Source organism: Paraglaciecola sp. L3A3, assembly GCF_009796765.1.
Taxonomy (GTDB): domain Bacteria; phylum Pseudomonadota; class Gammaproteobacteria; order Enterobacterales; family Alteromonadaceae; genus Paraglaciecola.
Genome location: NZ_CP047023.1, coordinates 4192212 through 4219204 on the forward strand (window position 1 = coordinate 4192212; position 26993 = coordinate 4219204).

22 protein-coding genes are annotated in these 26993 nt (G+C 39.2%); 6 read left to right on the forward strand and 16 right to left on the reverse strand.

Features of this window, described 5'->3' with window-relative positions; all coding sequences use genetic code 11:
• Nucleotides 1–105: 105 nt before the first annotated feature.
• The 8 genes from GQR87_RS17465 to yejK form a co-directional block, all read right to left on the reverse strand.
• Nucleotides 106–840 carry a cytochrome c1 gene (locus GQR87_RS17465; RefSeq protein WP_158971564.1) on the reverse strand — a complete coding sequence of 245 codons (735 nt, stop codon included), beginning with the start codon at nt 838–840 and terminating at the stop codon, nt 106–108.
• Nucleotides 837–2105 carry a cytochrome b N-terminal domain-containing protein gene (locus tag GQR87_RS17470; RefSeq protein WP_158971566.1) on the reverse strand — a complete coding sequence of 423 codons (1269 nt, stop codon included), beginning with the start codon at nt 2103–2105 and terminating at the stop codon, nt 837–839. The genes GQR87_RS17465 and GQR87_RS17470 overlap by 4 nt, the downstream gene beginning before the upstream one ends.
• A gap of 1 nt (nt 2106) precedes the next feature.
• On the reverse strand, nt 2107–2739 hold the full coding sequence (petA, locus tag GQR87_RS17475) for a ubiquinol-cytochrome c reductase iron-sulfur subunit (RefSeq protein ID WP_158971568.1): 633 nt from the start codon (nt 2737–2739) through the stop codon (nt 2107–2109).
• A 288-nt stretch (nt 2740–3027) separates the two neighbouring features.
• Nucleotides 3028–3420 carry a 30S ribosomal protein S9 gene (gene rpsI, locus GQR87_RS17480; protein WP_133471128.1) on the reverse strand — a complete coding sequence of 131 codons (393 nt, stop codon included), beginning with the start codon at nt 3418–3420 and terminating at the stop codon, nt 3028–3030.
• 12 nt (nt 3421–3432) lie between these two features.
• Nucleotides 3433–3861: a 50S ribosomal protein L13 gene (rplM, locus tag GQR87_RS17485; RefSeq protein WP_158971570.1), complete on the reverse strand. Its 429-nt coding sequence runs from the start codon at nt 3859–3861 to the stop codon at nt 3433–3435.
• Between the two features lie 264 nt (nt 3862–4125).
• Nucleotides 4126–4914 (reverse strand): M23 family metallopeptidase, encoded by a 789-nt coding sequence (locus GQR87_RS17490; RefSeq protein WP_370459643.1) that lies wholly within the window; start codon nt 4912–4914, stop codon nt 4126–4128.
• Between the two features lie 10 nt (nt 4915–4924).
• Nucleotides 4925–5800 (reverse strand): 6-carboxytetrahydropterin synthase, encoded by an 876-nt coding sequence (locus GQR87_RS17495; RefSeq protein WP_158971574.1) that lies wholly within the window; start codon nt 5798–5800, stop codon nt 4925–4927.
• A gap of 64 nt (nt 5801–5864) precedes the next feature.
• Nucleotides 5865–6935: a nucleoid-associated protein YejK gene (yejK, locus tag GQR87_RS17500; protein WP_158971576.1), complete on the reverse strand. Its 1071-nt coding sequence runs from the start codon at nt 6933–6935 to the stop codon at nt 5865–5867.
• A 119-nt stretch (nt 6936–7054) separates the two neighbouring features.
• Between yejK and GQR87_RS17505 the strand changes: the two genes are divergently transcribed.
• The 4 genes from GQR87_RS17505 (at nt 7055) to GQR87_RS17520 (ending at nt 9859) form a co-directional block, all read left to right on the forward strand.
• Nucleotides 7055–7273 (forward strand): DUF1414 domain-containing protein, encoded by a 219-nt coding sequence (locus GQR87_RS17505; protein ID WP_158971578.1) that lies wholly within the window; start codon nt 7055–7057, stop codon nt 7271–7273.
• A 24-nt stretch (nt 7274–7297) separates the two neighbouring features.
• Nucleotides 7298–8845, forward strand: coding sequence for a DUF3413 domain-containing protein (locus tag GQR87_RS17510; RefSeq protein ID WP_158971580.1), 1548 nt, complete (start codon nt 7298–7300; stop codon nt 8843–8845).
• 112 nt (nt 8846–8957) lie between these two features.
• Nucleotides 8958–9395: a hypothetical protein gene (locus GQR87_RS17515; RefSeq protein WP_233267307.1), complete on the forward strand. Its 438-nt coding sequence runs from the start codon at nt 8958–8960 to the stop codon at nt 9393–9395.
• Nucleotides 9396–9406: 11 nt separating this feature from the next.
• A complete protein-coding gene (locus GQR87_RS17520) occupies nt 9407–9859 on the forward strand; it encodes a hypothetical protein (protein ID WP_158971582.1) in 453 nt (150 codons plus the stop codon).
• Between the two features lie 16 nt (nt 9860–9875).
• Here the strand turns inward: GQR87_RS17520 and GQR87_RS17525 are convergent, their stop codons facing one another.
• The 8 genes from GQR87_RS17525 to GQR87_RS17560 all read right to left on the reverse strand — a co-directional run bounded on the left by GQR87_RS17525 (nt 9876) and on the right by GQR87_RS17560 (nt 22844).
• On the reverse strand, nt 9876–10724 hold the full coding sequence (locus GQR87_RS17525; RefSeq protein ID WP_233267308.1) for a putative RNA methyltransferase: 849 nt from the start codon (nt 10722–10724) through the stop codon (nt 9876–9878).
• 206 nt (nt 10725–10930) lie between these two features.
• Nucleotides 10931–13369 carry an alpha-amylase family protein gene (locus tag GQR87_RS17530; RefSeq protein ID WP_158971584.1) on the reverse strand — a complete coding sequence of 813 codons (2439 nt, stop codon included), beginning with the start codon at nt 13367–13369 and terminating at the stop codon, nt 10931–10933.
• A gap of 228 nt (nt 13370–13597) precedes the next feature.
• A complete protein-coding gene (locus GQR87_RS17535) occupies nt 13598–17536 on the reverse strand; it encodes a hypothetical protein (protein WP_158971586.1) in 3939 nt (1312 codons plus the stop codon).
• A gap of 87 nt (nt 17537–17623) precedes the next feature.
• Entirely contained in the window at nt 17624–18247 is a 624-nt protein-coding gene (locus GQR87_RS17540) for a hypothetical protein (RefSeq protein ID WP_158971588.1), read from the reverse strand.
• A gap of 605 nt (nt 18248–18852) precedes the next feature.
• The gene (locus tag GQR87_RS17545) at nt 18853–19602 is read right to left on the reverse strand and encodes a FadR/GntR family transcriptional regulator (protein WP_158971590.1); all 750 of its coding nucleotides are present in this window, start codon (nt 19600–19602) and stop codon (nt 18853–18855) included.
• A 101-nt stretch (nt 19603–19703) separates the two neighbouring features.
• The gene (locus tag GQR87_RS17550) at nt 19704–20345 is read right to left on the reverse strand and encodes a 2-dehydro-3-deoxy-6-phosphogalactonate aldolase (RefSeq protein WP_158971592.1); all 642 of its coding nucleotides are present in this window, start codon (nt 20343–20345) and stop codon (nt 19704–19706) included.
• A gap of 16 nt (nt 20346–20361) precedes the next feature.
• Complete coding sequence (locus GQR87_RS17555; protein ID WP_199271639.1) at nt 20362–21261, reverse strand: 2-dehydro-3-deoxygalactonokinase; 900 nt, start codon at nt 21259–21261, stop codon at nt 20362–20364.
• A 14-nt stretch (nt 21262–21275) separates the two neighbouring features.
• Nucleotides 21276–22844, reverse strand: a complete 1569-nt coding sequence (locus GQR87_RS17560; protein ID WP_158971594.1) for an MFS transporter — start codon at nt 22842–22844, stop codon at nt 21276–21278.
• Between the two features lie 134 nt (nt 22845–22978).
• Between GQR87_RS17560 and GQR87_RS17565 the strand changes: the two genes are divergently transcribed.
• Both GQR87_RS17565 and GQR87_RS17570 read left to right on the forward strand, forming a co-directional pair.
• Nucleotides 22979–24016, forward strand: coding sequence for an SMP-30/gluconolactonase/LRE family protein (locus GQR87_RS17565; protein ID WP_199271640.1), 1038 nt, complete (start codon nt 22979–22981; stop codon nt 24014–24016).
• A gap of 196 nt (nt 24017–24212) precedes the next feature.
• Nucleotides 24213–26960 (forward strand): sialidase family protein, encoded by a 2748-nt coding sequence (locus GQR87_RS17570; protein ID WP_158971596.1) that lies wholly within the window; start codon nt 24213–24215, stop codon nt 26958–26960.
• Nucleotides 26961–26993 lie beyond the last annotated feature (33 nt).

A 26993-nucleotide genomic window follows, 5' to 3' on the forward strand; every position in this document is an offset into this window, starting at 1 on the left:
TTTAATGACTAGTTGATTAACTAACGGTAGAAAAGAAAGGGGCTTTAAGGCCCCTTTCAAAATTTCGCGGATTATACACTAAATTCAACAAAAAGTTTTGTGGAATTAATGTACATCTCGCCAATATTCTTTTTTCAGTAAATAAACCAGTACAAACAATATCAACAAAAATAATATGACATAGCGACCGATACTTTCTGAAGTCAAACGTGAAGGCTCACCCACATAAACTAGGTAGTTAACCAAATCTAATACCGCAGTATCATATTCAGCAGGACTTAGTTCACCACTTCCATCCACTGTAAGCCCTATATAACGGTCAACCATTTCACCATCAACTAAAGTTTTTTCAGTTGTTTTAGTAGGCACACCTTGGAGTTCTTGTAATACGTGAGGCATACCCACCTCAGGGAACACTTCATTGTTCACACCAAACGGACGACTATCATCTACGTAGAATGTACGTAAATAGGTATAGATCCAATCAGCACCGCGTACACGAGCGACCAACGTTAAATCAGGAGGCGGCGCACCAAACCATTTAGCCCCAGATTCAGTAGGCATAGCATTTTTAATATGCTCACCAGGCTTCTCGCCAGTAAATTGTAAATTAGCACTGCCTAGTTCAAGGGGAATAGATAAGTCTTCAAATGTACGTTGATAACGTTGGTACTGAGTTTGGTGACATCCTAAGCAATAATTCATAAACATCTTAGCGCCATTTTGCAATGATGCTTTATCTGTTAAGTCATAGTCAGCTTTATCTAAATGTGCACCACCGCCAGCAGCCAATACACTAAATGGCAACAGCATGGTTAAAACAAAAATCAACTTCTTCATTCTGTAATCCTCGCTGGTACTGGCTTAGTTTTTTCGTTCTTACTGTAGATATAAAGCAACGCAAAGAAACCAAAATACATAATAGTCAAAATCTGAGATGCAGTAATTTTCCAATTCTCTTGTGGTGTTCCACCTAAGTAACCTAAGAAAATAAATACCACAGCAAAGGTCAATAAGTTCCATCTATGTAAACCACAACGATAACGCCATGACTTCACTTTTCCACGGTCAATCCAAGGTAATAAGGCTAACGCAATAATCGCGGCAAACATTGCGATTACACCACCTAATTTATGGGGAACCGCTTTCAATATCGCGTAGAAAGGCGTGAAATACCAAACTGGGAAAATATGTTCTGGTGTTTTCAGTGGGTTAGCAATTTCAAAGTTAGGATGCTCTAAGAAGTAACCACCCATTTCTGGGTTGAAGAACATGATGTAACAGAAAGCAATTAAGAATAAACTAAAGCCAACTAAATCTTTTAATACGATATGCGGGAAGAAAGGCACTATATCGTCAACAATATCGTACTTGTCAGTGTAATATTCATGGATTTTAAACTTGGTTTTTTCGTCTTCAGTCAAAGAACCTTTCTTACGTTTAACATCTGTTCCATCTGGGTTGTTTGAACCCACTTCATGCAAGGCTACAATGTGTAAAAACACTAAGATAACAATGACTAGAGGTAACGCGATAACATGTAACGCAAAGAATCGGTTAAGTGTCGCACCAGAAATAACATAATCACCTTGGATCCAGATAACTAAATCAGGGCCAATTACTGGAATAGCACTAAACAGAGATACAATTACTTGTGCCCCCCAATAAGACATTTGTCCCCATGGCAATACGTAACCCATAAAGGCTTCAGCCATAAGGGCTAGATAGATAAACATACCAAACAACCACAATAACTCGCGAGGTTTCTGATACGAGCCATATATCATGCCTCTAAACATGTGCAGATAAACAACTATGAAAAATGCCGAAGCACCAGTACTATGCATATAGCGCAGTAACCAGCCATACTCGACATCACGCATGATGTACTCGACGGATGCAAACGCACCTTCTGAAGTGGGAGTAAAACTCATAGTTAACCAGACACCCGTGACTATTTGATTAACTAAAACAATGGTTGCCAAGAAACCGAACATATACCAAAAGTTCATGTTTCGAGGTGCTGGATATTGAATGGCGTGCATATTGGCAACACGCATAATTGGCAGACGATACTCTACCCAATCCATTAAATTTTTCCACATGCTATGCTGCCCCCTCTTCTGAACCGATCAAGATAGTGTTGTCGTCAAGAAACATATAAGGCGGCACCACTAAGTTTAATGGAGCGGGTACATTGTCAAACACTCGGCCAGCCATATCAAACTTAGAACCATGACAAGGGCAGAAAAAACCTTCAGGAACACCTTCAACGTATTGTTCAAAGGCACCATCTTTCAAATGTTGAGGAGAACAACCTAAGTGAGTACATATGCCTACAAGTACTAGGAATTCTTCTTTCAACGAACGATAAGTGTTCTTAGCAAATTCTGGCTGTTGCTCTTCTTCAGAGTTAGGATCTTTAAGTTGATCTTCCCAGTCAGCTAGTGAAGCTAACAATTCAGGCGTTCTTCGGGCAATCCATACAGGTTTACTACGCCAAATTACTCGAATCAACTGACCGGGTTCAATTTTACTTATATCAGCTTCAACATCTGCACCTGCCGCTTTTGCTTTAATACTTGGGTTCCAAGACGCAATAAAAGGCACCGCAGCACTGACTACACCGACACCACCAACAACAGACGTAGCAACAGTTAAAAATCTGCGCCTAGTACTATTGTCTGGTTGGTTTTCAGCTTCAGACGAATCGGGCGCATCTAAAGATACATTGCTCATCCACTTATCTCCGAGGGTTGAATTGGTTTAACGTTTCAGATGTCGACCATCAAAAAACGGTACAAACACTGAAAAAATTACAGCTATATTTATTAACAGAAAATGATAAAAGAAAACCCATATAAAAGACAAGGAATTATCCAATAAAATGAAGAATAACTGACACTTAAGCTAATTTAGCAGTATAAATAGACAGAATGGGGAATTTTAATAATTTATTAACAAAAAAAAACCCAGCATAAGCCGGGTTTTTTGAACGTATTCTTTGGTAAGAATATCGCCTGACAATTAACGTTTTGAGAATTGTGGGCGTTTACGTGCTTTATGAAGACCAACTTTCTTACGTTCAACTTTACGTGCATCACGAGTAACAAAGCCCGCTTTACGTAATGCTGGACGAAGTGTTTCGTCAAATTCCATCAAAGCACGTGTAATGCCGTGACGGATTGCACCAGCTTGACCACTAATACCACCACCAGCAACGGTGACGTAAAGGTCAAACTTCTCTGTCATTTCAACTAGTTCTAGTGGTTGACGCACGATCATACGTGCAGTCTCACGACCGAAGAACTCGTCAAGAGGACGTTTATTAACAACTATGTTGCCACTACCTGCACGAAGGAAAACACGAGCGGTAGAACTTTTGCGTCGGCCAGTGCCGTAATATTGATTATCTGCCATCTGTAATATTCCTTAAATGTCTAATACTTGAGGCTGCTGAGCAGCATGATTATGCTCAGGACCTGCGTATACTTTCATTTTGCGGAACATATCGCGTCCAAGAGGACCTTTAGGCAACATACCTTTAACCGCTTTTTCAATGATCATTTCTGGTTTGTGAGCTAGCAACTTTTCAAAAGTTGTGTCTTTAAGACCGCCCGGATAACCAGAGTGAGAATAATAGATTTTGCCTTTGGCTTTGTTGCCAGTGACAGTAATCTTATCAGCGTTGATCACTACTATATAGTCACCAGTGTCCACATGAGGTGTGTACTCTGGCTTATGCTTGCCACGTAGGCGGCTTGCGATTTCAGTCGCTAAACGACCAAGTGTTTTGTCTGCGGCGTCAACCACATACCATTCACGTTTTACCGTTTCTGGCTTTGCAACAAAAGTTTTCATTTTTAATTACCCGAAAAATATAATAATCGTTACTTTGGTTTCTACTTGTATAGATACTTATTAAAGCCATCTTTACAATCTGCAAGAAACCGCTAAAAATCAATACTTTGACCCCTTCGAGTCGTATGATTTATCCGCTTTCCCAAAGCGGGGGCAACTGGGCAGGGCGCGAATTATACAGAAGTTGCTCCAAAACGCGAGTATAAATTTTAAGCTTTTAATGTTTTTTCGTGAAAAATCAGCTTTAGGATGTAAATCTCTCCATTAACGCTTGGGCACCAACAATGCCGGATCTAATCTTTCACCAAACCAATTGATCCGCCAGTCTAGGTGAGCGCCAGTCACACGGCCTGTGGCACCAATTTCAGCGACCAAGTCCCCTTGTTTGACTTTGGTACCGGCTTTTACGTGGCCTTTGCTTAAATGGATAAAGGTTGAAGACACACCAAAGCCGTGATCGATAATCATAGTGCCACCTGAGTAATACATATCTGACACAAATAAGGTGACTATGCCATCGGCTGGTGCGTATACAGGCGTACCCGTTGGCCCCGCTACATCTACACCAAAATGGGGGCGTTTAGGTACACCGTTAAACACTCGTCTGCTACCATAAACCCCGCTGATTGGCCCTTCAGCTGGCCAGATGAAATCTTGAGTAAAAAACAAATGACTAGAGTCAGTTGCTCTGGCTTTAGCCACTTGTAAATTGTCTTGTTTAATTCTGTCTAATACTTCTTTAGGCGGGCTGACGTATTTGCTTTCCACCCCTTCAATTTTTTGTTCTTGGTAGGTACGTTTTATTAACGTGAGTGACTGTTGATGCTTTTGCCCTTGTGTGTCTTGCCAGCTGAGTTGATGAGTTAATGCCGCATCACGACCAAAGCCAAAAGCAAAATGTCCCTCTTTGGATACTTTAATTGACTTGTCGTTTAACCATACTTGACTGCCAGCCGGTAATTTACCACGAACTAGACTGCCTTGAGTGAGTTCACCTTGCAACTGAATATCAGCTGAAAATACAGCAAAGCTAGCGATAGTAAGTAGTAACATACCAAGGTGTTTAAGCATGAGCTATCGCCCCTTTACCTACACCTTCAAAGGCTAAAACTTTAAATTCATTATTAGGAGATAATCGCTGCTGCTCTTCTAACATATATTGGGCTAAACACTCTACCGTTGTATCTGTTTGGATCAATTCAGCTTCGGCTTTAGGAATAGCCATTTCAAAACGGCCTTGAGATGATTCGTAAGCAAAAACAAAGTGTTGAGAAAAGTCGATGTTATCTACTTTGAGGTTGGTGACACTCTCATTAACTATATCTTCTTCAGAGCCAATATAAATATCACTCCAACGTTTTGCCCAATACTCTTGCCAAAGGTTGCTAGGTTGTTGGTTTTCAAACACTAGCACTTTTGATCTATGGCCATGGGCAATACGTTGGCAATTACCTTCATGTTTTTTAAGACCATGGGTATAGTGATAAAAAGGGCTATTAATCACTTCTGCTCTAAGGATTAGTTCAATACCTTGTACGTTTTCTGGTAAGTGCGTGGCTATCACGTCTTTTAAATAATCACTGACAGAAGGCATAGTCACCTGCTCTGAGTAGATAAAAGCGTAAGCTTCTGCTGGACAATTTAAATGAATAGAATGATCATTAGGACGGATGAAATCTACTTTAACTATATCGTTTTTTTCATCACGGTTGATCATACTAAAACTATGATCGACAGGTACCAATAATTTATGATCGATATATTCATCAATCAAAAATTTAAGTTGTTTTTTTACCTTACCGAAATCTAACACCATACTCTCTTCATTAAGGTCACCGTTGAGGATCACATCGACAATCCAGCTTTCTCCCACCATACCCCGCTCAGCGCATAAGTAAGAAAAGTCCATAACGGTTAAATCATTAACGAATAATTGCATATAAAATTGTGTCTACTTTAATAAATGGTTAAAACAAGTTGATAAGAAACCTAGTCGGCTAATATCAACTTTGTGATTTTAATAACTGGTCTTTGAGATTAGGTGGTATACCACGGATCATCAAAGTATCTGAGCCAGCATCATAACTGACTCTGTCACCTAATAATTTGCGTTCAAAGCTTAAAGATATGCCACCGCCTTGCCCAGCAAACTTGGCTAGTGTTTTTAAAGCACTTCGATCTGCTTGAAATTGTTCTTCAACAGGTTGTTCTGCATTTTGATTAAACTGTTCAAAACTAACATGGTCACTAGGCAATTTTGCGGCTAATTCTTGGATCTGAATGTCTTCGCCCATTTCCAGTTTTTCTTTGTAATAATCAGAAACCGCCTCTCTAGCTTGATGTTTCTCTGTAGGATCTAACTCCTCAGCAGCTAAAAATGCATCAACAGTGGTAAGTAACTGTTTATTTTGTTGCTTAACATCAACCAACTCTTCACAACCAATAAAATGCATGAAGAAGTCTGACACCTTACGGCCCATTCGACCTTTGATAAAACTAATATATCTTTGTTGTTCAGCACTCACATCTAACTGAGTTAAATCGATCCTGACAGCTAATTGCATTTTCGCTAAATCTAAATGATCACTACTGCTTAATTCTAATTCACGATTAATTTCAACGTGTTGTTTAGTATTAATCATGGCAATCATTAAATAATCTGTGGCAAGAAACTGATAATGACTAAACACTACAAAGCCAGTTTCTAATGTACCGGTATCGATCAAAGATTTTTTTAACAACTCGCTAGCTTGGATACTAAACTCAACAAAATCAATTTCTTCACTCTGCATTTTTTCTAACAAAGTTTTGAATTGCACCGCATGAGGTTTTAATACAGTTTGCTCAGACTCGTCTTCGCTTTCAACGCTGACACTGACGATTTCAGCCTGAGGTTCAACAAAACAACCAACCCCTTTACCCGGCTTAGTATTAAAAGCATGATTAATTTGTTGGGCTAAGTTTTCAATTTCTGGACTAACGTCAAAGCAACTAGCCCTTGGAACCAGAGTCAATTCTTCTTGTTGATTGACTGCTAGTTGATGTACAACAAAGTGGTGAATTAACGCACTCACATTATTTCCTTAGTTAAATTCAATTAAATTAGCCTGTTAATGTTTGTTTATTCGCAATTTAACCAGACCATTGTTACTATCGCGATAATATTATTCGTAAAATTTTTAGAGCACAGCACATGCCGCAACAATCCAAATATTCTGATAGCCAATTTGAGGCTATCATGCATGACATTATTATCGCACTTGAAAAACATCAAGCCAATCGCGACCTTTCACTTATGGTCTTGGGTAATCTCATTACTAATATTTTTCAGCAACAAGTTAACGAAAAACAACGTAAACAAATGGCTGAACAGTTTACACAAGTGCTATTAAAAAGTATCAATGGAAAATAAAAAAATTAAGGGCTTACACTCTCAATGATCTTAACTGAAACTCCACGTCGAAAATTAGTTACCCAATTAGTCAATTGGGGACATTGGTTTACTTTGTTAAATATTATCATTGCCATCACTATAGCCGGCATTTATATCTTAAACTCTCCTATGCCTGAAACAACATTGGGAGTGGTATATTTATTGGTAAATTGGGTAAGCCACGTTGGCTTTCTAACTTTTTTTGCCTTCGTAATCTTGATACTGCCTTTATGTTATCTAGCCAAAAATGCTAAAACCGTGAAAATAGTCAGTTCAATTTTGGCTGCATTGGGCTTAGCTTCCCTTGGTTTTGACGCCCTACTTTACAATAAATATGGTGTGCACCTAAGTATCAACTCTGCTGATATCATCAGACATGAAGCACAAACTGTTATTGCTCAATTTAGTTGGCAGCAATGGGGATATTTGTTATTTCTATTTTTAGCTTGGTTGTCGTTTCAACTGGTTGTGGCTAATGCATTATGGGCTCGAATTGATAGGCTACAAAAACGTCGCTGGGGATTTCCTATCAGTGGCTTTTTTGTCAGTTGTTTTGTCGCAAGTCATGCATTACACGTTTGGGCTGATGCCAATTTATATCAACCCATAGTGCAGCAAGACAATATATTCCCACTGTCTTACCCTGCCACTGCAAAAACCTTAATGGCACGCTATAGCCTGTTAGATATTGAAGATTATCAACAACGTAAAGCTTTGCAGTTTAATCATACTCTGAAAGGTATTTCTTACCCTTCGTCACCAGTATATTGCCCTGTGAATAAAAGTAGTAAAGTACTGTTATTAGCGATAGCTGAAGGTAAGGTTCCTCAACAAATACCGGGGTTAGTGAAAGGGCAAAATCACTATGGATTTCATTCTTCAGCAATCAGCGGGATTAATTCCATTTTATATGGTCTACCTGAGTTGTATCACCAATCATTGCAAGAATATCAACCTATTCTACTCAACTTACCTCGTTCAATGGGTTTGGATGTATCCTTATATTTACCCAACAATAAGCAAGAACCTCTTAATCCATTCATTGCAGATTGGGCACAGTTCAAGCAAAAAATAACAAATGCTAACAGCAATTTGTCTGTGGGCTTTATTGAAGCCAAACAATTATCAGAGTTATTAACTGATTCTGTTTTAGCTGAATACCAAATAATCATCACTAATCTAGCCAGTGCTGATAATTTAAAACAATTATTATTTACCAATATTCCATTAAACAAAGTGTTATCGAGTCAGGAAGATTTAGCACCGACAGCTCTCACTTTATTAGGCTGTAATGCTCAAACCAGAACTTATAGTACAGGCAATAGTTTAACCACAAACTCTGGTGTTAATTACGTAGTAGGCACCCAAGGCAGTAAAGTTTTATTACTAAATAACAATCAGAGAATCGAAATAATGAACAATGGTAGTGTCAAAATATTTGATTTAGACAACAGCCAAGAATTATTTACCCCAATTAATACCGACCTATTAAGCCAAGGCATTAAAAACTTAACCCACTTTTCTGCTAAACGTTCATATAAAAATCAGTAATTATCTTTAACTGTAAGCAGAGTCACTCTGCTTACAGTGAGTTATTCTTCACAATCTCTCATCATTTTTTTAATTTCGTGCTTGACTATTTGACCTGCCTGCAATAAGTTAAATGCAAATCATTCTCATTTACAATGAAACCATGTCAATTAATTATTGTTTTACATTTTCAGCGATTGAATTAACCGTTCGTTACTGCGATAACCAAAGTAAAGATTTAGGGATTATTAGCAGCTACGTACATATTGGATTACAAAGGGCAAAAAATCTTAAACAGCTAAAAAGTGTGCGTTCAGCCCATATGCGTGTGATAGACACGTTAATTGATACTATGTGTGACAACGCATTACCCCTTGCATGGCGCCAACACTGTCACCTCTATATAAAACGATTATTACCTTTACTTTTCGAAATGTTAGAACCTGCAAAATATAACCAAAAAGTAAATGAAATCAACATATTACACACCTACTTTTTACAGCAGCCTACACAAGAACAATCAACATTCTGCAACTCAAAAGCTGTCATAAAAAAGAAAATGAATCAATAAGGAGAGCTGTTATGGTCGAATATCAATATATTTGTATTCAACACAGAGCTTGGGTGGATGAAAATCCACAGCAAGCTTTTGACAATGTTTTACAACTCACTAAATTAGCCGAGAAAAAGCTACATAAGAACCAATTTGAAGAAGCGATTCAACTATTAGGCGCCGCTTTTGAAACCGCCGAGATAATCTTTGATAACCGTCTAGAGTCCCCACAGCTGACTACTAGTTTAACGTCCTCAGCTATTATGCTAGCCCATGCTTATTCCATTACTGGCCGAGCTGAAGCCGCAACACGGCTATTACTCAGACTAAAGAACAAAATGCAATGTGCGATTAGTTGCGCTGTGGGTTATGCCACTAAGGTTGCTTTTTTCCAACATTGTTCCGAAGCCTTAACAGAAGCCAATAAAGATATTAATTACGCCTTACAAGAAAAACCTGCACATGGGCTTAACTACCATTAATTGGTAACATAAAAGTTTACGCTAACTTGCTATACAAACTAATATCAAAATCAGTGGTCACTAACTGCAAGTCTTGAATTAGCTGTTGTTTTTTTTGTTCAGTGGCAGACCAATAATAAGGGGTCATCATTAACAAATTTTCTCTTGCAGCTTCAGTAGTAAGTGGCACATCAAAACCTAAGTTAATTCGGCTCTGTAAGATAAATCCTGCAGGCAGACTGGAGTTATCTTTATGCTCGCTGGGCGAATCATATAGTGCTTGTTTAAGTTGATGCAGATGATTAGCTGCTGGGTTTACTGTTAGCCAAAGACCATTAGCTTTCAGCACCCGCAATATTTCTTGTTCGCTACTTGGGGCAAATATCTGTAACACTGCATTTTGGCTAACAGCTGGTAAAGGCAGATGATAGGTACTTGCCACTGCAAATTGATTATCTTTATATTTTTTTGCGGCTTTTAGTACTGCATTTTTTGAAATATCTATACCACTATAGGCACAAGTCATGCCTGCAGATTGAACAAATTGGCTAATTACATTCATGTAATACCCTTCACCACAGCCTGCATCAAAAAAGCTCAAATCATTTTGATTTTCTACGGTGCGAAAATAGTCTGCAACTAATTGACTGAGCTTTTCTGCTAGCGGTTGGTAATGGCCTTGTTCTAAAAATGCCCGGCGAGCATTGACCATACCTTTATTATCACCTGGCTCTTTGCTGTTTTTGTGATGGGCTAATAACAAATTAACATAACCTTCTTTAGCCATATCAAAGCTGTGATTATTCTCACAACACCAAGTTCTATTATTTAATACTAAGGCACTTTGACAAGAAGGGCAGTTCCACGAAGAGCTAACAGGATTCATTTATTCTTTCTAACTTAAATAACAGCCGGCAATGATAAGTAGTCACTAGCAGTGCGTCCAGCGGTTTTTAATTAGCAGTTTTTATTTATGTGGAGTTTTAGATTACGTTTTTTATTCAACATCAATAACATAGTAAAAATTTAGCAAAAAAAAGCACCGCGTTTACCTAGCGGTGCCATTTAGGCTTACATATATAAAGCTAATTATTATTGCGCTTTTACCTCTAACAATAATATGCCTTCTGAAGCCAATTCAAATTCAGTCGTTAAAACATTGCCAGTCATTAAATCAGTGATAACAACAGACTTACCGTTTCTTAGGGTTAAATCTAATTTAGCTGTGTTATGACCAACGTTGAGTATATTCACTAAATAACTACCATCCGCTTGTTGTACTGTGCGCCATGTAGTCGCTTTGTAGGCTTCACCGTTGTCTTCGGCAATGAGCACATCTGGCATGTGCTCAGCCACTTCAGCTAAGGCAACTTGCTTGATTTTAGCAATGTTGGCACCGGCTTCTAACTTAATTAGCTTGCCTTTACCTGCCACTAGTTTTTGCGAACGTTTCTTGCCGTACTCGTTTAGCTGTAAGCTTTTGGCATCAAGAATAATCGTGCCGCCGGTATTCAAGTATGATTGTAAGGCTGAGAATTCAGCATCACTAACGTTAGGATTGTTATACACAACCACTGTATCCCAGCTGCTATTGTCTTGTTTTTGAATAATATTTTTGGTCACAAAACCTAGAGGTGCACCTTCGAAGAATAACTCTTCGTAAAGTTTGTAAGCTTTAGTCATGTAATTTTCGGTATTGATTGCTGTGGTTTCAGAATAAAACAAACGCAGTGGACGGGGTTGTTCACGTAGTTCGATAATTTCTTCTGAAAAACTGTTCAAGTCGTACATGACCTGAGTCACTTCATTAGTGACGTGGGGCTGCATATTATTCGAGCCCGCATAAGCACCACCTAAACCTGGATCAAAGAAGTCTAACTCTCCTTCTAACCTATCTTCAGGCGACCCGTCTGGGTCACGAGCCCAGAACCAACCAGTGTTGGCATCCATTCCCAATAACGTCGCTAACCAATATACACTACGCACGTAGCTGGTGCGTGTATCCAGATCACGCCATTGGCCCGATGATAAAAAGTGTGACTCTGAGTTAAAATTAATTTTGTCTGGTGCAACCGACTCCATAAAATCATGGAACATGGCCACTTTCCCCCAAGAGTAAGCGTACTTTTCCATCCATTTAGAAGACTTACCGGGGCGTATGTTTTCACTACCAAATGCTTTGGCATCATGGCCTACCATAGTGGTTAATTCAGCCAGGGCTTCGGTATCAATACCTCCAGAACGGGCGTCTTCCATAAACATTCTTGGCATGATTTTAATAGAAGTATCAGCCTCTGGATTGACTGAGTGCAACTCATTTTGGACAAAGGTAAACCAGTCTGTAGAACGATCCATATTATAACGAGACCAGTCATACCAAATGGGTTGACCTAGTAGTGCTGGGTCGATTGGGATCTCGATTTGAATATTGTCGAAACCAGAGAACTCTGTATTCCAATTGTCATTCAACTGGGCAATATCACCGGCATATTTGTTATCTAACCAGCTACGAAACTTGTTCAAGGTATAAGATGAAATGGAAGTCATTTCTTCAAATTTTTGCGTCCAATGGCCTTTTTCAGCATACCAATGAGGTTCGTTAGCTAATACAAAGCCTAACTCAGTGACTTTTTTGCCTTTGGTTAAGCGACCTGTTTCACGGATGATTTTACCCCACACCTCACGCACAAGTGGGTTGTCGATATCAAAACCAGTAAATAAAGAGCGACCTTTGCGCACTTCTGGTTCACGCTTTTCGATCCATTCTGGAATACCCATGATCCAGTAATATAAAAAACCAATATTGGTATCTGGAATATCGGTTAGCTCTTTCATTAACTCTTGATCAAAGGTGCCATCTTCTTTCAATAGAAAGGAGTTAATCGCTCGGTCATGATCAGTTGGATAAAGGTTTTCACCACCGTGATAAAGTGCGCCTAAATGATCATTATAAACGTCGGTATTAGTTAAAGGTTGACCCACAGTTTTAGAAAAATAATCATAAGGGAAGATAGGTTTACCGTTACTGAGAAACATATTGTCGGCGGCTTTGGTGCCTTGCCAATCTACTTTATTCACAGGGCGACGTTTGATTTCACCACGTAATTCTTGGCCTAAAACATCTATGCCTTTTTCTAATATTTCAACCACTTTAGTCCGTTCAAAGTCGGGCAAATCTAAAGCAAGTTGCTTTTTGTCTTTTGCGTAATAGCGCTCATAGCCAAAAGCCATTTCGATAGCTTCTGGGTTGGCTTCATCCCAATTAGCAAATTTAAGAAACTCTTCTGAAAACCACACTAAGGTTTCTTCGCGAGCAACATCGATGTTTTTCGCTCGGGCTTGGTCCATCATGTCTTTTAAGGTGGCTAATTTAACCCGCGCTTGTTTTTCTAAAACACTAGTGACGACAGCTTTTGTTTGTGCGGACTCAGTTTTTGTTGCTGTATTCACTTCGGTATTAGCTTGATGATTACAAGCTGAGGTAAGCAATAGCGCGGAAGCAATAGATGCTCCTATAAAATGGCGTTTCATGATCTATCTCACTATATCTGTTAACAAGATGTTGCTTTAAAAACCACATACTACATACTTAAACATCATATGTATAGATATTTAATAACATTGCTGCGGATTAATTAGAGACTTTGTGCATTGGCTCAGAACGAAAAAAAGCCAGTAACACTGGTTACTGGCCTTACTCTAAATCATAAATATATACCTAGCTAAATTAGCTAGGTTTTTTATTGGTTCACTAAACAACTAGTTGCTGTAATTCCAACGTGCCTCTGAACAATCAGGTAACTGAACAGCCGTACCGTAATTAGTTACAGTTGGATTTAATCTAGCTGAATGACTATCAATTAGATCATGGTGAACGCTAGGGAAATCATTAGCAATTAAATCATAAACATTGATATTAAAGTTATAATCCACACCTGCTTGCATATGATTCTCTATAGGCGCGACTGAGTCTCCCATGAATATCTGCGCCCTATTTGGCCATTGAGAACTTGCTGCAATACACAGGTTGTCTGCCGAGGGTATGTAATAGAGATTCTGTAATTTCAAGTGAGCATCAATACCGTAGTTAGCTGTAACATTATAAATATAAGACTCTTCAAACCAACCAGGTTTTAATCCTGTTCTTTGATGAACCGCATCTAAACAGGCCTTAGTTTCGTTGATACGAGTTGCCCACTGCTGGACACCACGTTGATACGTGGTTCCTGCACAGCCAGCGCCATAAGTATCGTCAACTTCAGTAGTCCAAGCATTTTTGTCAACTCCAGATGGACTAAACAACTCCACAAAACCATCATCCACCCTAACGGCAAAACTACAGCTATTTGCTGTTACACCATTCACTTGAACAGAGCCGTTTTGTTGGAAGTGAGGGCCAAACATAACGGGAGCTAAACAATTTGTGCCACGAATATCTTCAGCAAAAATATTATGTATTCCACCTTTATCCGGCGCACCTTGCCCAAATTCTTTCAAAGATAAATTATCGGTCTCCATACGCAGGGTAATCCCGCCTTGAGAATGCAAGTTTCTGAACAAGATATTGTCTGCCATGTACATTTGAATAACGCCATAACCAAATAGCGAATTGCTTTGGTCGATATTTTCTACAATACCATTAGTGGGTCCGTAGAAAGCGCCGTCTCGTGAAGTGGGGCCGACTAGGAATGAAGCAAATACCGTTTTGTTATCTTTTATCTTGATGTTTGAGAACTTAAAATTTTCTATATCACCCATCTTAAATACGGCAACACGCTCATTATTCGGGCTGGCTGTTGAGATCCTATCTATTGATAAATCAACGGTGAAACCATCGTCTAGGCCAATCATACTGAAATTTTCAGCCTTACCTTGGCTATCATTACCCATTTCAAACAACCAGACGTTATACCCACCACCTTGAGACATGTGGAAAGTGGCCCCTTGGTCTACTTCTAAATGAACGTTCGATCTTAAATGCAAACTACGTACATAGTAGTCACCTGCAGGAATAATTAACTTACCTCCTCCAAGGTTATGGCTAATATCATCAATTGCAGCTTGTAGATCAGCGGTATCATTTTTACTGTTGTCAGCTGAAGCTTGTGTGCTCACCTGATAATCAGTTACAGCGTTTCGAGTAACATTAAAGGCTATAGGGGCGGTGTAAAAACTGGTGTCTACTACTGCTAAGGGTGCTGTGCGACCATTTGATGTGAAAGTACCACTACCATCATGGAAACCATAATCAGGGCCAGTCCACTCACCATCATCACCAGATGTGACAGACCGAGCCAAGGCATTATCACCAATTAACACATAATCATCGATAATCACTTTGTCACCTTCTTCTAATCCTCCAAAGAAGAATGAAGGTAATAGATCAACAATATCGCTACCTGTGGTCAGCACCCAAGTGTCTGGTACAGAAAAACTGGCTAAATCAGTATTTAAATCGGTAAACGTAAGCTCAACCCATTCACCAAAATCAGCAGAGTTGACCGTTGCCGTATAATCTGGCGATATGGCTTGCGCGGCGGTTACTTTGCCAAACTTACCTCCATCTAAGGTCACGTTCCATGGTAATAAATGATGCTTAATAATCACATCATCTGTGCCTAAGTTACCTGCGCCTTTTTCAACTTTCACTCTAAGGGTGACAGATTGGATTTCAGACTCGATAGCGCCGCCACCAAACTCAACACTCCATGGATTGCTATTACCCCACTTGTGCCAAAGTAAAGATTGGTTATTGATGTTCACATTTTCGTTTGTATCAAGGTAAGAAATGGCATTGGTACCGTTATAACCTGCGCCTTCTTCTAAACCGATAGTCCCGTAGTCATTTAGGACATAACCCCAGCCGCCATTTTGCGCGACTGTTGCATCATTAAAGTTATATTCAATACTAAAATCAGTAGGTACTGGCAAGGGCTCGCCCACCACTGTTGTTGCTTGATAGTTATCAATATAAATTTTATCGCCGACTTCGGTATTGCCAAATTTAAATTCTGGATACACGTTTAAATCGCCGCCATTGGCCCCCACCCAGTCAGACGGGATAGTAAATTCAGATTCGCCACCTTGTAAAACCAGCTCGATCTCTACCCAGCCCGAAGTACTAGCAGGTACCACACCAACAAACTTAGGCGCAGCTTCTAGGGCCGCAGGATAATTGGCTTGTTTGTTACCCGTGACCAATCCATAGGGCAACAAGTAATGAATCACCTCTATGTCTTTTTCGCTAACTAGGTCAGTTTTGACCCACAAGTTAACACTTGTGATTGTGTGTCCATGGTTAGCAAAACGAGCGGTAAATGGACTGGCAGACCACTGCTGTAAATAAATACCATTTTGTTCAGGGTTAATATTCACACTGGCATCGGTATAAGAAATAGCCGAGCCATTGTGACCTTGCTCTTCAAAAGCCATCACGCCACGATCAACAATTGTATAAATCCAGCCTTGACTACCTTGATTAGGTGCTAAGTTATTGGTATTAAAATCATAATTAAACGTCAGAACGTCACCTAGGTTATATTCTGGCTCATCAACACCGCCAGAGTTTCCGCCCCCGCTATTATCACCACCAGAACCTCCACCGGTTCCTGGATCAGTGTCATCAACTGGCTCGCAACATGGGTTTTCTAAAGATTCAGCACTGATTAAATAGTTATCGACATACACTTTGTCTCCTACTTCTAAACCATCGAATAAGAACTGAGGGTAAACTTGAATGTCTGAACTGCCGTCATAATGCACCCAAGTATCAGGAATAGTAAATTGACGTGAGCCAGTTTTACTATCTACAAACTCTATTTGCACCCAAGTATTGTTTGCCGAGGCAGGAATAACCATTTCATATTCAGGGCCTACGTCTAAGCCTGCATCTAAGGTAGGACCTTTTTTATCATCGATTAGTGGAAATGGGATCACGTTATGACGAACGGTAACATTGCCCGCCACTGCTTTTTCAACTTTCACCCATAGTGAGACTGAGTCTAGTGTTTTACCATGAGCATCACCTAATAAGTCAGTCCAAGGGTTGATATTGTCTTGATTGGTGCGGTTATTAAAACGAATACCATTTTGCGTAATATTCACATTAGTACTGTCATCTACATATGAGTATACAGCACTACCATCTTCGCCTTGGCCTTCCTCAAAGGCCATCACACCTCTATTCTTAGTAGGGTATACCCAACCTTCCCAATTGTTATTCTCTGTTTGAATTTGGTCAATGTTAAAGTCATAGCTAAATTCTATGCTTGATGATTCAGCCACAAACTGTTGTAACTCAGCCGTATAACTTAACTCCCCACGCTTGATTTCGAAAAATACTTGAGAACTATCATTGACCGAAGCTAGATTAAAATATGGTAAACCTTGCGCGTCTAAACCGTCAGCGTCCATAACAGTGTGACTGCTACTAGTGATCACAAGCCTTAATTCATCAGAAAGTTCTGGCGAATCTGACAATTCAATGGTGTTGTAGGTGTAATAACCTACACGGCGTTTTGTGTAACGTTCACTTTGTTGAATACTGGCCGACTCAACTATCAGCCAAGCGCCCTCTTCTACTGCATGTGTGTAAAAAGATAACTGACAGAATAATGTCAACATAATGAAACGAATAAATGCCCGCTGGACACTTTGTAATTTATTTAACCAAACTCGGTTAAAGCTGGACTTAACCATTTTCTGCTCTCCAAAAAATCAAAGACAGGCTATTTAATAAAAGTATCTTTGTTAAATAGCGCTAATAAGACACCCAATGACAAGCTATTAACTTGCTACTTTACGAGACTTAGATTTTTGTCTTAACGCTATTAAGGCTATTGAAAACAAGACTAGTGCAGAAGGCTCTGGTACAGGGCTGGTGCTTTGACTAATTGCAATATCAGATACGGTTAAATAGTCATCATAGACATAATCAAAATCTTCCACTCCAAACTCAAGGGCGACTGAATTGCCTAACCAAGCACTAATATCAACACTTAACCCCTGCGTTAGAAAGTCATGGAGTAGATCACCATTGTCATCAACTAAGGTCGCATAGGCATCATCTGCTAAATAATCTACATTTAATGAAAGTAACCACGAATCTGCAGCCACCACAAATTCCTGAAATAAGTACACACCCCACTGCTCATCAGGCGTGGCATCAAACGTGCTTAGGGTGACACTGTTAGCGTCTGTGGAAAAAGCATTAGCATAATCACTAAAATTCACATCAAATGCTTGTTGCTCGTCAACCCCGTCAAAATAATTAACATCGCCTCCCCAACCATTTAATCCATCACTAAAATCATCATTAATTAGACCCGCAGATGCGGAGCCACTAAGAGCCAGCCCAGCAATTAAACAGGCCGACGTTAAAATATTTTTATGCGCTAAATTTAATTTCATTATCGTTTCCTAATACTGTGTTTATCTCCAGTCACACTACATCAACTTAAATGAGTGTCACTGTACGTTACTTTTATTGATTTTCATTACCCAAACAATATAAAGGTCATATCTTTATATTGTTTGAATTTACACTAATGTATTATTTATGTAAACATAATGTATAAAATAAACGACACTTGTTACTACTGATAACATGAGGAAAATGGCGATAGGTGATGCTTTAAAACAAGTGGAGGTGCGTATTTCAACGAGTGGGTAGATGGCTAGCGCTATTATTTATAATACTTAACCTGAATACTGGATAAGCCGAACCTCTCGATAACGCTCTTTTTGTGCCTAGCGGCGTTGGATTGTCTAGCAATAACACGTTATTACGTACGACAATCCGCCTTGCTATCCACGAAAAATTTCGTCACCGAGTAAGCAACCATGTGAGGTGAATTGGATGGATGTTATTAAGCTATTGAATTGTAATGATAAATTAAGATTGGACGATATTTCTTATCCAGAACTCAGGTTACTTAAAGTGCCTTATTACAGGCACAAAAAAAGGCCGAATATTCATTCGGCCTTAATAAACTTTCAGAAAGTAAATCTTAAAATTATTTAACGACTAACTCATCACCATAAGATTCTTTTAATCGACGTAATGCATCGTTCAACAATTTCTCAGTTAACTTCTCTGCTAAACCGCCATCTCTATTTGCAATCGCTTCGTAAACTTCTCTATGATAAGCAACGGAATCACTATTATTTCTAGGATCTTGATTAGTGATGCGCACGCTCACTAATAAGGCAGAATAAATCACCCCTTCCATGGCATTTAAGAATTCATTGTGGGCAGCTCTAAGTACCGCTTTATGAAACAATGCATCAGCGACAATGAACTTTTCTAAAGATCCAGTCTCTTGTTCCATACGAATACAAGCATCATCGATTTCTTTTAAATCTTCTGTACTTGCTCGTTCGGCAGCCCACTTAGCCGCTTTAGGTTCAAAAGCTAAACGTACGTCCATCAATTGACTAATAAATTCAATTTTGGGGGTGGCAGTAATATGCCAGGCTAACACGTCGTCATCTAACAAGATCCATTCATTACGGGGACGCACTTTGGTACCAATACCGCGGCGAACATCTAATAAACCTTTGCCCACTAAAATTTTCACTGCGTCGCGCACAACCACACGACTCACTTGATAACGATCTGCAAGCGCATTTTCGTCTTCAATTAAAGAGCCTGGTTCAAATGTACCAGCTACTATACGTCGGCCCAGTTCTCTGGCGACTTGAATTGACAAACTAGGTGTCATTTTCGCTGCACGTTTTAAATCGTAGTAAACTAATTCGCTCATAATATTGTCTTTTTCTTATTCACTAAGCACATAATAAACGTATTATGTTTATATATGCCTTAATTTACCAGTAAAAACATTATTTGTTCTACTAATTATAATTAATGGCCTTGAATACAGGCTTTGTAAGCAGCAACATAATTTCTAGCATTACTGCGAATTTGTTCATCAGACATAGTCGCTTTATACAAAGCTGAACCTAAACCAAATCCAGCAGCACCAATTTCAAGATACGGGCGCATACTCTCTTCTGTAGGTTCAATGCCACCCACGGGATAACACAAAGTACCTTTAGGTAATACTGAGTTCAGTGCTTTATAACCATCTAAACCTAACATAGAAATAGGAAATAACTTGATCCCGGTCGCCCCAGCCGCTAACGCATTAAAGGCTTCTGTTGGGGTTACGATACCAGGAAAAGTAGCACAACCAGCAGCCACAGATATTTTAATCACTTCTTCATTACAGTTCGGCGTGACCACTAAATTAGCCCCTGTCGCCACAACTTGCTTAGCTAACTCAGGTGTGGTTACTGTGCCTGCGCCTATTAAGTAATTTTCACCAAATGTATCAACCAATAGCTTTATACTTTTTAATGCTTCAGGGCTATTCAGCGGTACTTCTACCGCTGTAAATCCTTCATCAATTAATATAGTTGCAACTGCAACAACTTTCTCGGGAGTAACGCCACGAATGATAGCAATTAGGGGTAAATGTGCGTCTAAATTAATTTTTTTGTTCATTTCAATTCCGAATAATTTATTCTAATTCTGCGACTAGGTCTGATATTCCCGCTAAGAAACATTCATTGCCGCTGAGGATTTCACTTTTAACACCAAGTTGCTTACACGCATCTTGATATCGAGCACACAATGCATTGCCGCCTACCAGATATACGAACTGAATAGGCAACTCCTTCAATTCATAACCAATAAGCAACCCCGATAAATAATCAGGTATTTGTGCCTCAGTTAAGTTTTTAAATAACCGATTAGTCCAGGCTAAAAAAATACGATTAGTCAATTGACCGGTCTGCCCATCACTGACACCTTTTAAAAATGCCTGTTTATCTTGTGGCGCATCAGTTGGTAAACCTTTACCAAGAAGAGAGTGTTGCGATAACACAGAATAAAATTCACCGGTTAAGAAACTGGCGAATGCCGTAATTCTGCCATTGCTATAGGTCGCGTGTTTACTATGTGTACCCGGCAAGATGGCGGTAAATTCTGAAACTTGCAGTAACTTCGCCACACCGAACAGTTGCACTTCTTCACCACGCATCACATCATAATTATCCAGTTCATAGTTATGACATACGCCAGGTAAAATAGTCGCTTTAGGACCCCAAGGAAGTATGAAACTATGGGCTTTTTCAATTAGTTTATGGCTGTCCACTGGAGTTTGCGCATAATCGACATTCACCCACCCTTTTAATGAACCAATCATACCCGCCATATAAATGGGCAAACTCTCATAATTTACTAACCAAGCCGCTAACAAGTTTTCTAACGTTTCAGCAAATTTACTGTCTTTAACTTGCAACAAACCTAAGGGTGCTTCTTTGGTGTCTAATAAATTGCCACTATTGTCCATAGCAAAAGCACGAAAATTTGTACTGCCCCAATCAACCACTAGATAACTAGCTTGAACATCTTTCATATTTATTTAATACCTTAAGAGCGAACTAACTGACGCTCAATATCCTCTATCGATTTGCCTTTAGTTTCGGGCAAGATAAACCACATAACAATTAATCCAACTAATCCTAGCGTCGCATAAATAAAGAATATGCTCGCCACCCCCATGTTATCTAATTGCCATGGGAAAAATTGTTGAATGGACCATGATGAAATTGTTTGCACTAAAGCAGCAAAAGGCAGAGCAACACTACGTACCGAGTTAGGGAATACTTCAGAAAATATCACCCACATGATCGGCCCAATTGACAAATTAAATGCAGCTAAAAATGCAAAGATACCAAATAGTACCAAAGGTGCGTTAATACCCACAACACTATTATGTATAATTACACCACTAACTATGGGTAATTCTTTTTTATTATACATTTCAGACAGCTTTGTTTTAAGCGTCACATCATTATCAAAGGTACGGCCTAATAAACGTTCAACACTTTCGGTGGGTATATTTTCTGCTTTTAATTCAACCACAATGCTGGCCACGGCTTTTTCATCAAACACATATTTCGCCTGACTAAAACCAAACCAAGTAGACCCATGAGCCACCACCACTAAAACTAAACCCGCTAAGGTTAAAAACCTACGACCTAGCTTTTCAACAAATGCAATGGCAATAAAGGTTGCAATTAACCCCACTACACCTGTGGTAATGGTTTGCATAAAGGTATCTTCAACACTCATACCCACCTGTTCAAATACCATAGGGGCAAAAAACAGCACCGCATTCATACCAGTTGCGCCTTGCACAATGGCATAACACACTGCAATAAGAAGCACAAAACGCATCCGCCCACTAAACAACTCTTTAAGTTGCTTTTTAATTGGCAGCTTAGGCTCATTGTGTAAACTTTGTTTAACACTATCTATTAGCCCAGTAATTTGTTCTTTTGGCGCAATACGTGCAAATACCTTTGCCGCTTCTTCTTCTCTACCTTGCATCACTAACCAGCGTGGAGACTCTGGAATTTTCAGTAACAATGCAATCCACAGAGCATTTGCAACGAGTTCTGCACCCAGCATGTAGCGCCAAATGTTATCGTTATTAATCCAACTAATTTCATCAATGTATTTAATTAAGAAATAGTTGATCACAAAAGCCAACAATAACCCGAGCCCAATCATAAATTGATTCACTGAAACAAACTTTCCGCGCTTTTCAGGTGGGGCTATCTCACCTATATACATAGCCGACACAGTAATTGAAGCAAAGGCTACGCCGCCAATAAAGCGTCCGATAACTAGCATCTCGTAATTTACCGCAGTGGCTGAAATTAAAGAAGATAAAGAATAAGTAAAACCGATCGCTAATAAAGTTTTAGCTCGACCAAACTTTTCACACAAAGAACCAGTAAAAAAGAGTGCAACAATGACGCCTAATAACGCACAACCGACTACAGTCCCTTGTTGAATACTGTCTAATTCAAATAAAGAACTAACATACCGTATTGCCCCAGAAATATTAGCGGCATCTAAACCGAAGACAAATCCACCAAAAGCAGCAATCAGTGAAAACCGTGTGACGTTAGAATTTGGATTATTTACCATTTTCAATTTACCTCAATACATATCATTATATTAAACATACTATGTTTAATGTGTTATAAAAACAATCTAAATCTGTTTTTTAACATTTGCTTTACACCAGTAAACTTTATAATCAACTAAAATATAGGAAAAATATGCTACAAGTCGTCCGCCACATAGTGTTAATTACATTATTAACCAGTAATAATATTTACGCATCCGCTCCAGCTGAAAGCAACAAACTAACGGCTACACTTTTTAGTCAGCTCCCTGACAATTGTCCAACTCCTGATGCATTTGATATTGCGCCAGATGGTAGTTTGACATTAACGTGTCCCAACTACTCGAATAGAAAATTAGAAGGTGAGTTATTTAGTTTGGATAAAAACGGAAACGTCACCCATCTGGCTACAGTGCCAAGAATTGACAAAAATAATAAAGCTAATCCCATGGGCTTAGCATACGGACCAGATGGCGCCTTATACGTAGCAGATAGTAGAGGCCCAAAACATGGGCGTATCCTTAAACTCACATTCGAAGGCAAAAAAATAGTATCAAGCGATATTGTTGCATCAGGCCTTAATCCTAATGGCCTGCGCTACCATCAAGGTTATCTATATGCCACTCAACCCAAAATGCCCAGAGTAAAAACGACAAAAAGTACCAGTGTTGTCTATCGATTTAAAGCTAGCGATCGAAACATTAAGGTCACTAATACTTTAGCTGACGAAAACATAATTTTTAGTGTAGAAACTCAAAACCCTGATCGTCAATTTGGATTGGACGGCTTAGTGTTTGATCAAAAAGGTCATTTGTACACCACCGATTTTGGTGACGGCATTATTTATAAACTGACATTAGATCAACAAAAAAGCGTACAGACTCAAGAACTTTATGCACAAGTACCGAATACTGTAGGTGTAGACGGCATGGCTATCGATCTAAAAGGTAATTTATATTTAGCTGGTTTTTCACAAAACCAAATATTAAAAGTAAATACTCAAGGAGCGGTTTCTATTATCGCGGATTACCCAGACAATGACGGTAGCAATGGTCAATTAGATCAACCTGCCGACTTAATTGTTTATGAGGATAAATTGATCATCTCAAACTTTGATTTAATGGTCAGTAAAGGCATGTTGAATACCAAACATAGTAAACCTTACACGTTATCAGTAATTGATTTGAAGTAGTTTAGCCATATACAAAATGCTGTGAGTGTGCCAACGTAACATGCTCATAGTCCCTACTCTCTTCTAGTAAATAAATTGTAAACACCCTCGATTTAATAGTAAACATTGGATTTCAATGGTAAATTGCCACCATGGAATTGTTAACGATTTACTGTTTTTCAACTAGTTTGTAAATAATTACTCGATAAGTGAGCTTATGAAAACCTCAAATTTCCCAACACGCTTTGCATTAACACTTTGTTTTTTAGCCATAGTCAATTTTGGATGTACGAGTCCAACAGAATACTCTAGCAACAAACAAACAGATGATTTTTTTGAACAAATAAAAAATACAAAAGCCCCATCAGATCCAAACATTGAATGGCAAAGCATTGGCCCGGGTATGTCTGGGTATAACGAAAAACTCTGGACTCACCCTACCGATCCAAAGGCGATTTTCTTAGGTCCTGATATGCATGTCGCTTATGGCAGTTGGGATTCAGGACATACTTGGCATAACATTCAAGATCCTGATGGTCTTGGCCAAGAAATGAAACGAATACTGGATATTGACTTTTCTCACCAAGATGCAGATTTTGGTATGGCGATTGATTGGAATGGTTGGCTGTATCAAACCAAAGACCGCGGACGCTCTTGGCAAAAACTACATGAACTTGCAGGCAGTTATAAAGATGTTGGTGTTGACCCATACGATCCGATTGCCTTTAGAAAAGGCTGGTATGACGAACAAATAGGCAGACGTTTAGCAGAAATATCAGTTGACCCCAGTAATGATAACCTCTGGTATATCGGCGCTGGCGATTTTTGGAATACCAAAGAAAATCATAGAAGTATAACTCGTACCCAAGGTAATAAATTGGCCTATGCTGATTATGGTTACTTACTAAAAAGTACCAATAAAGGTAAAACTTGGAGCAAGATATCAAAAGGATTACCTGAAGATCTAGATACTGGCAGAATTTTAGTTCATCCAGAAAACTCGCAACAAATTATTGCTGCCACTAACCGTGGTTTAATGCACAGCAGTAATGGCGGTTTAGATTGGCAGTTTGCTGCCAATGGTTTACCCCATAATATTCCTCGCGATTTAACCTATCATTACGATAAGGCAACAGGTCAATACACCTTATATTTAATTGAACAAACCACCTATAACAAAGACGGCCAGTCAGTCAGTTCTTCTGGTGGGATCTATACAAGTACTGACGGCGGTAAACACTGGAAAAATATCACAGGAAACCTAGCCCTCGATTTAACTCAAATTTCTTATCCTGAAGAAATTCAACGTTATTACCGTACTTTAGCGAACTGGTTTGAAATTAGTCCTAATGCAGCTAAAGAGCAATTCCCCAAATTACCCACTGCTGTTTTACCCGTATTCAATCGCATAGTAGTAAACCCAAATAACAGCCAAGAAATATATATTACCTACAACAAAAAACACGATCGCACTTTTGGCCCAGGTGAAGTATGGCGAACTCTTGATGGTGGTAAAACATGGTTAGTCGTTGCCCGTCATGGTAAATACTGGCTCAGTGGTAAAGACAAAGATTATTGGGCAAAACGAAATAATCCCACTCATACCAATATTGATTTTGCCCATGTACAACCAGAAATGGATCATGCCGCAGAAAACCAGGGTAACCGTCTATTAGCTATCAACTCTGCAGGCCAAGTATTTATGAGTATCTCGCAACAAACCCACAGATCGTCAGATAAAGGAAAAACTTGGCAACAAATTGATGATGATGAAGTATCACCTGGTAGTGATGTGTGGGTTGGCCGTGGCGATAGTAATTTGCCAGGTCGATTTATGTTGTTGGAAACAGGTATCCCAGAAAGACGTTTATTAGCCAGTGGTGAACATGGTGTTTGGCAAACGGTGGCCGCAGATTTACCTAACAAACAAGATGTAGCTTTACAACAAATAGAAGGACAAACCAATATTACCGGTATGGTATCTATCTCAACTATCGCTGTGCATCCCAAGGATCCTAATATCATTTACTTATTAGCTTGGCGTCAAAAACACCTAGGTAAATTGCGTCGTTCCACCGACGGTGGCAAAAGCTGGGAAAACATAGCCACAGTTGTTGAAAATGATATTAAAAAAGTCGATGGTTATGCTGCCAAAAGCCAAGACCAAACAATCAATCAAGTTGTGCAAGGCCCTAAAGGTTTAATGCCAGCGCAGAACTCACTGATTATTGATCCCAATAATCCTGACAATATGTATTTTGTCATGACCAGAGATGCATTTTCAGAAATTTATCGTGCGCCTCGTCGTAATCCAACTAAAGGAGATTATGGCGTAATGAAGTCGACCGATGGAGGCTATAACTGGCAAAGTAGCAACCAAGGGATCCATGCTGGCGCGAGCTTACGTACCATAACCTTCGATCCTGCTGACTCCAATACTTTATATGCAGCGGCAACAGATGACCAAGGAGGCTTATATAAGTCAAGCAATCAAGGTAAGAATTGGCACAGAGTTACCATTCCAACAGTGATTAAAAGTGTCAACAATGTGTTTGTCGATAGGAATACTCAAGCTATATATATTAGTGCTGGCGGTTTCTATACAGGTAAATATGCAGAAGGTGGAGCTTGGCGTAGCTTGGATAATGGCAATACTTGGCAACAAATATTTAAAGCACCATTAGTGCTGCAAGTAGAGTCATCGCCTGTCAATCCAGATTTGTTAGTGCTCACTGTGGGTAACCAAATGCGTATGGATAGACAATTTATGAATCCGGGCATTTATTTATCGCAAGATGGGGGCAATAGCTGGAATAAAATCAATAAACAGTTAGGTAACTACGATAAAATTATTGATGCTAAACCCGATCCATATAATCCCAATGTAATCTGGGCAGCCGGCTGGGGAAGTGGTTGGCATATTGCTTATTTAAATGGCTCTAAAGAGAGTTGGTTAACAAAGTAAATACTGAGTAAACTAACCAATACATTGATTTTA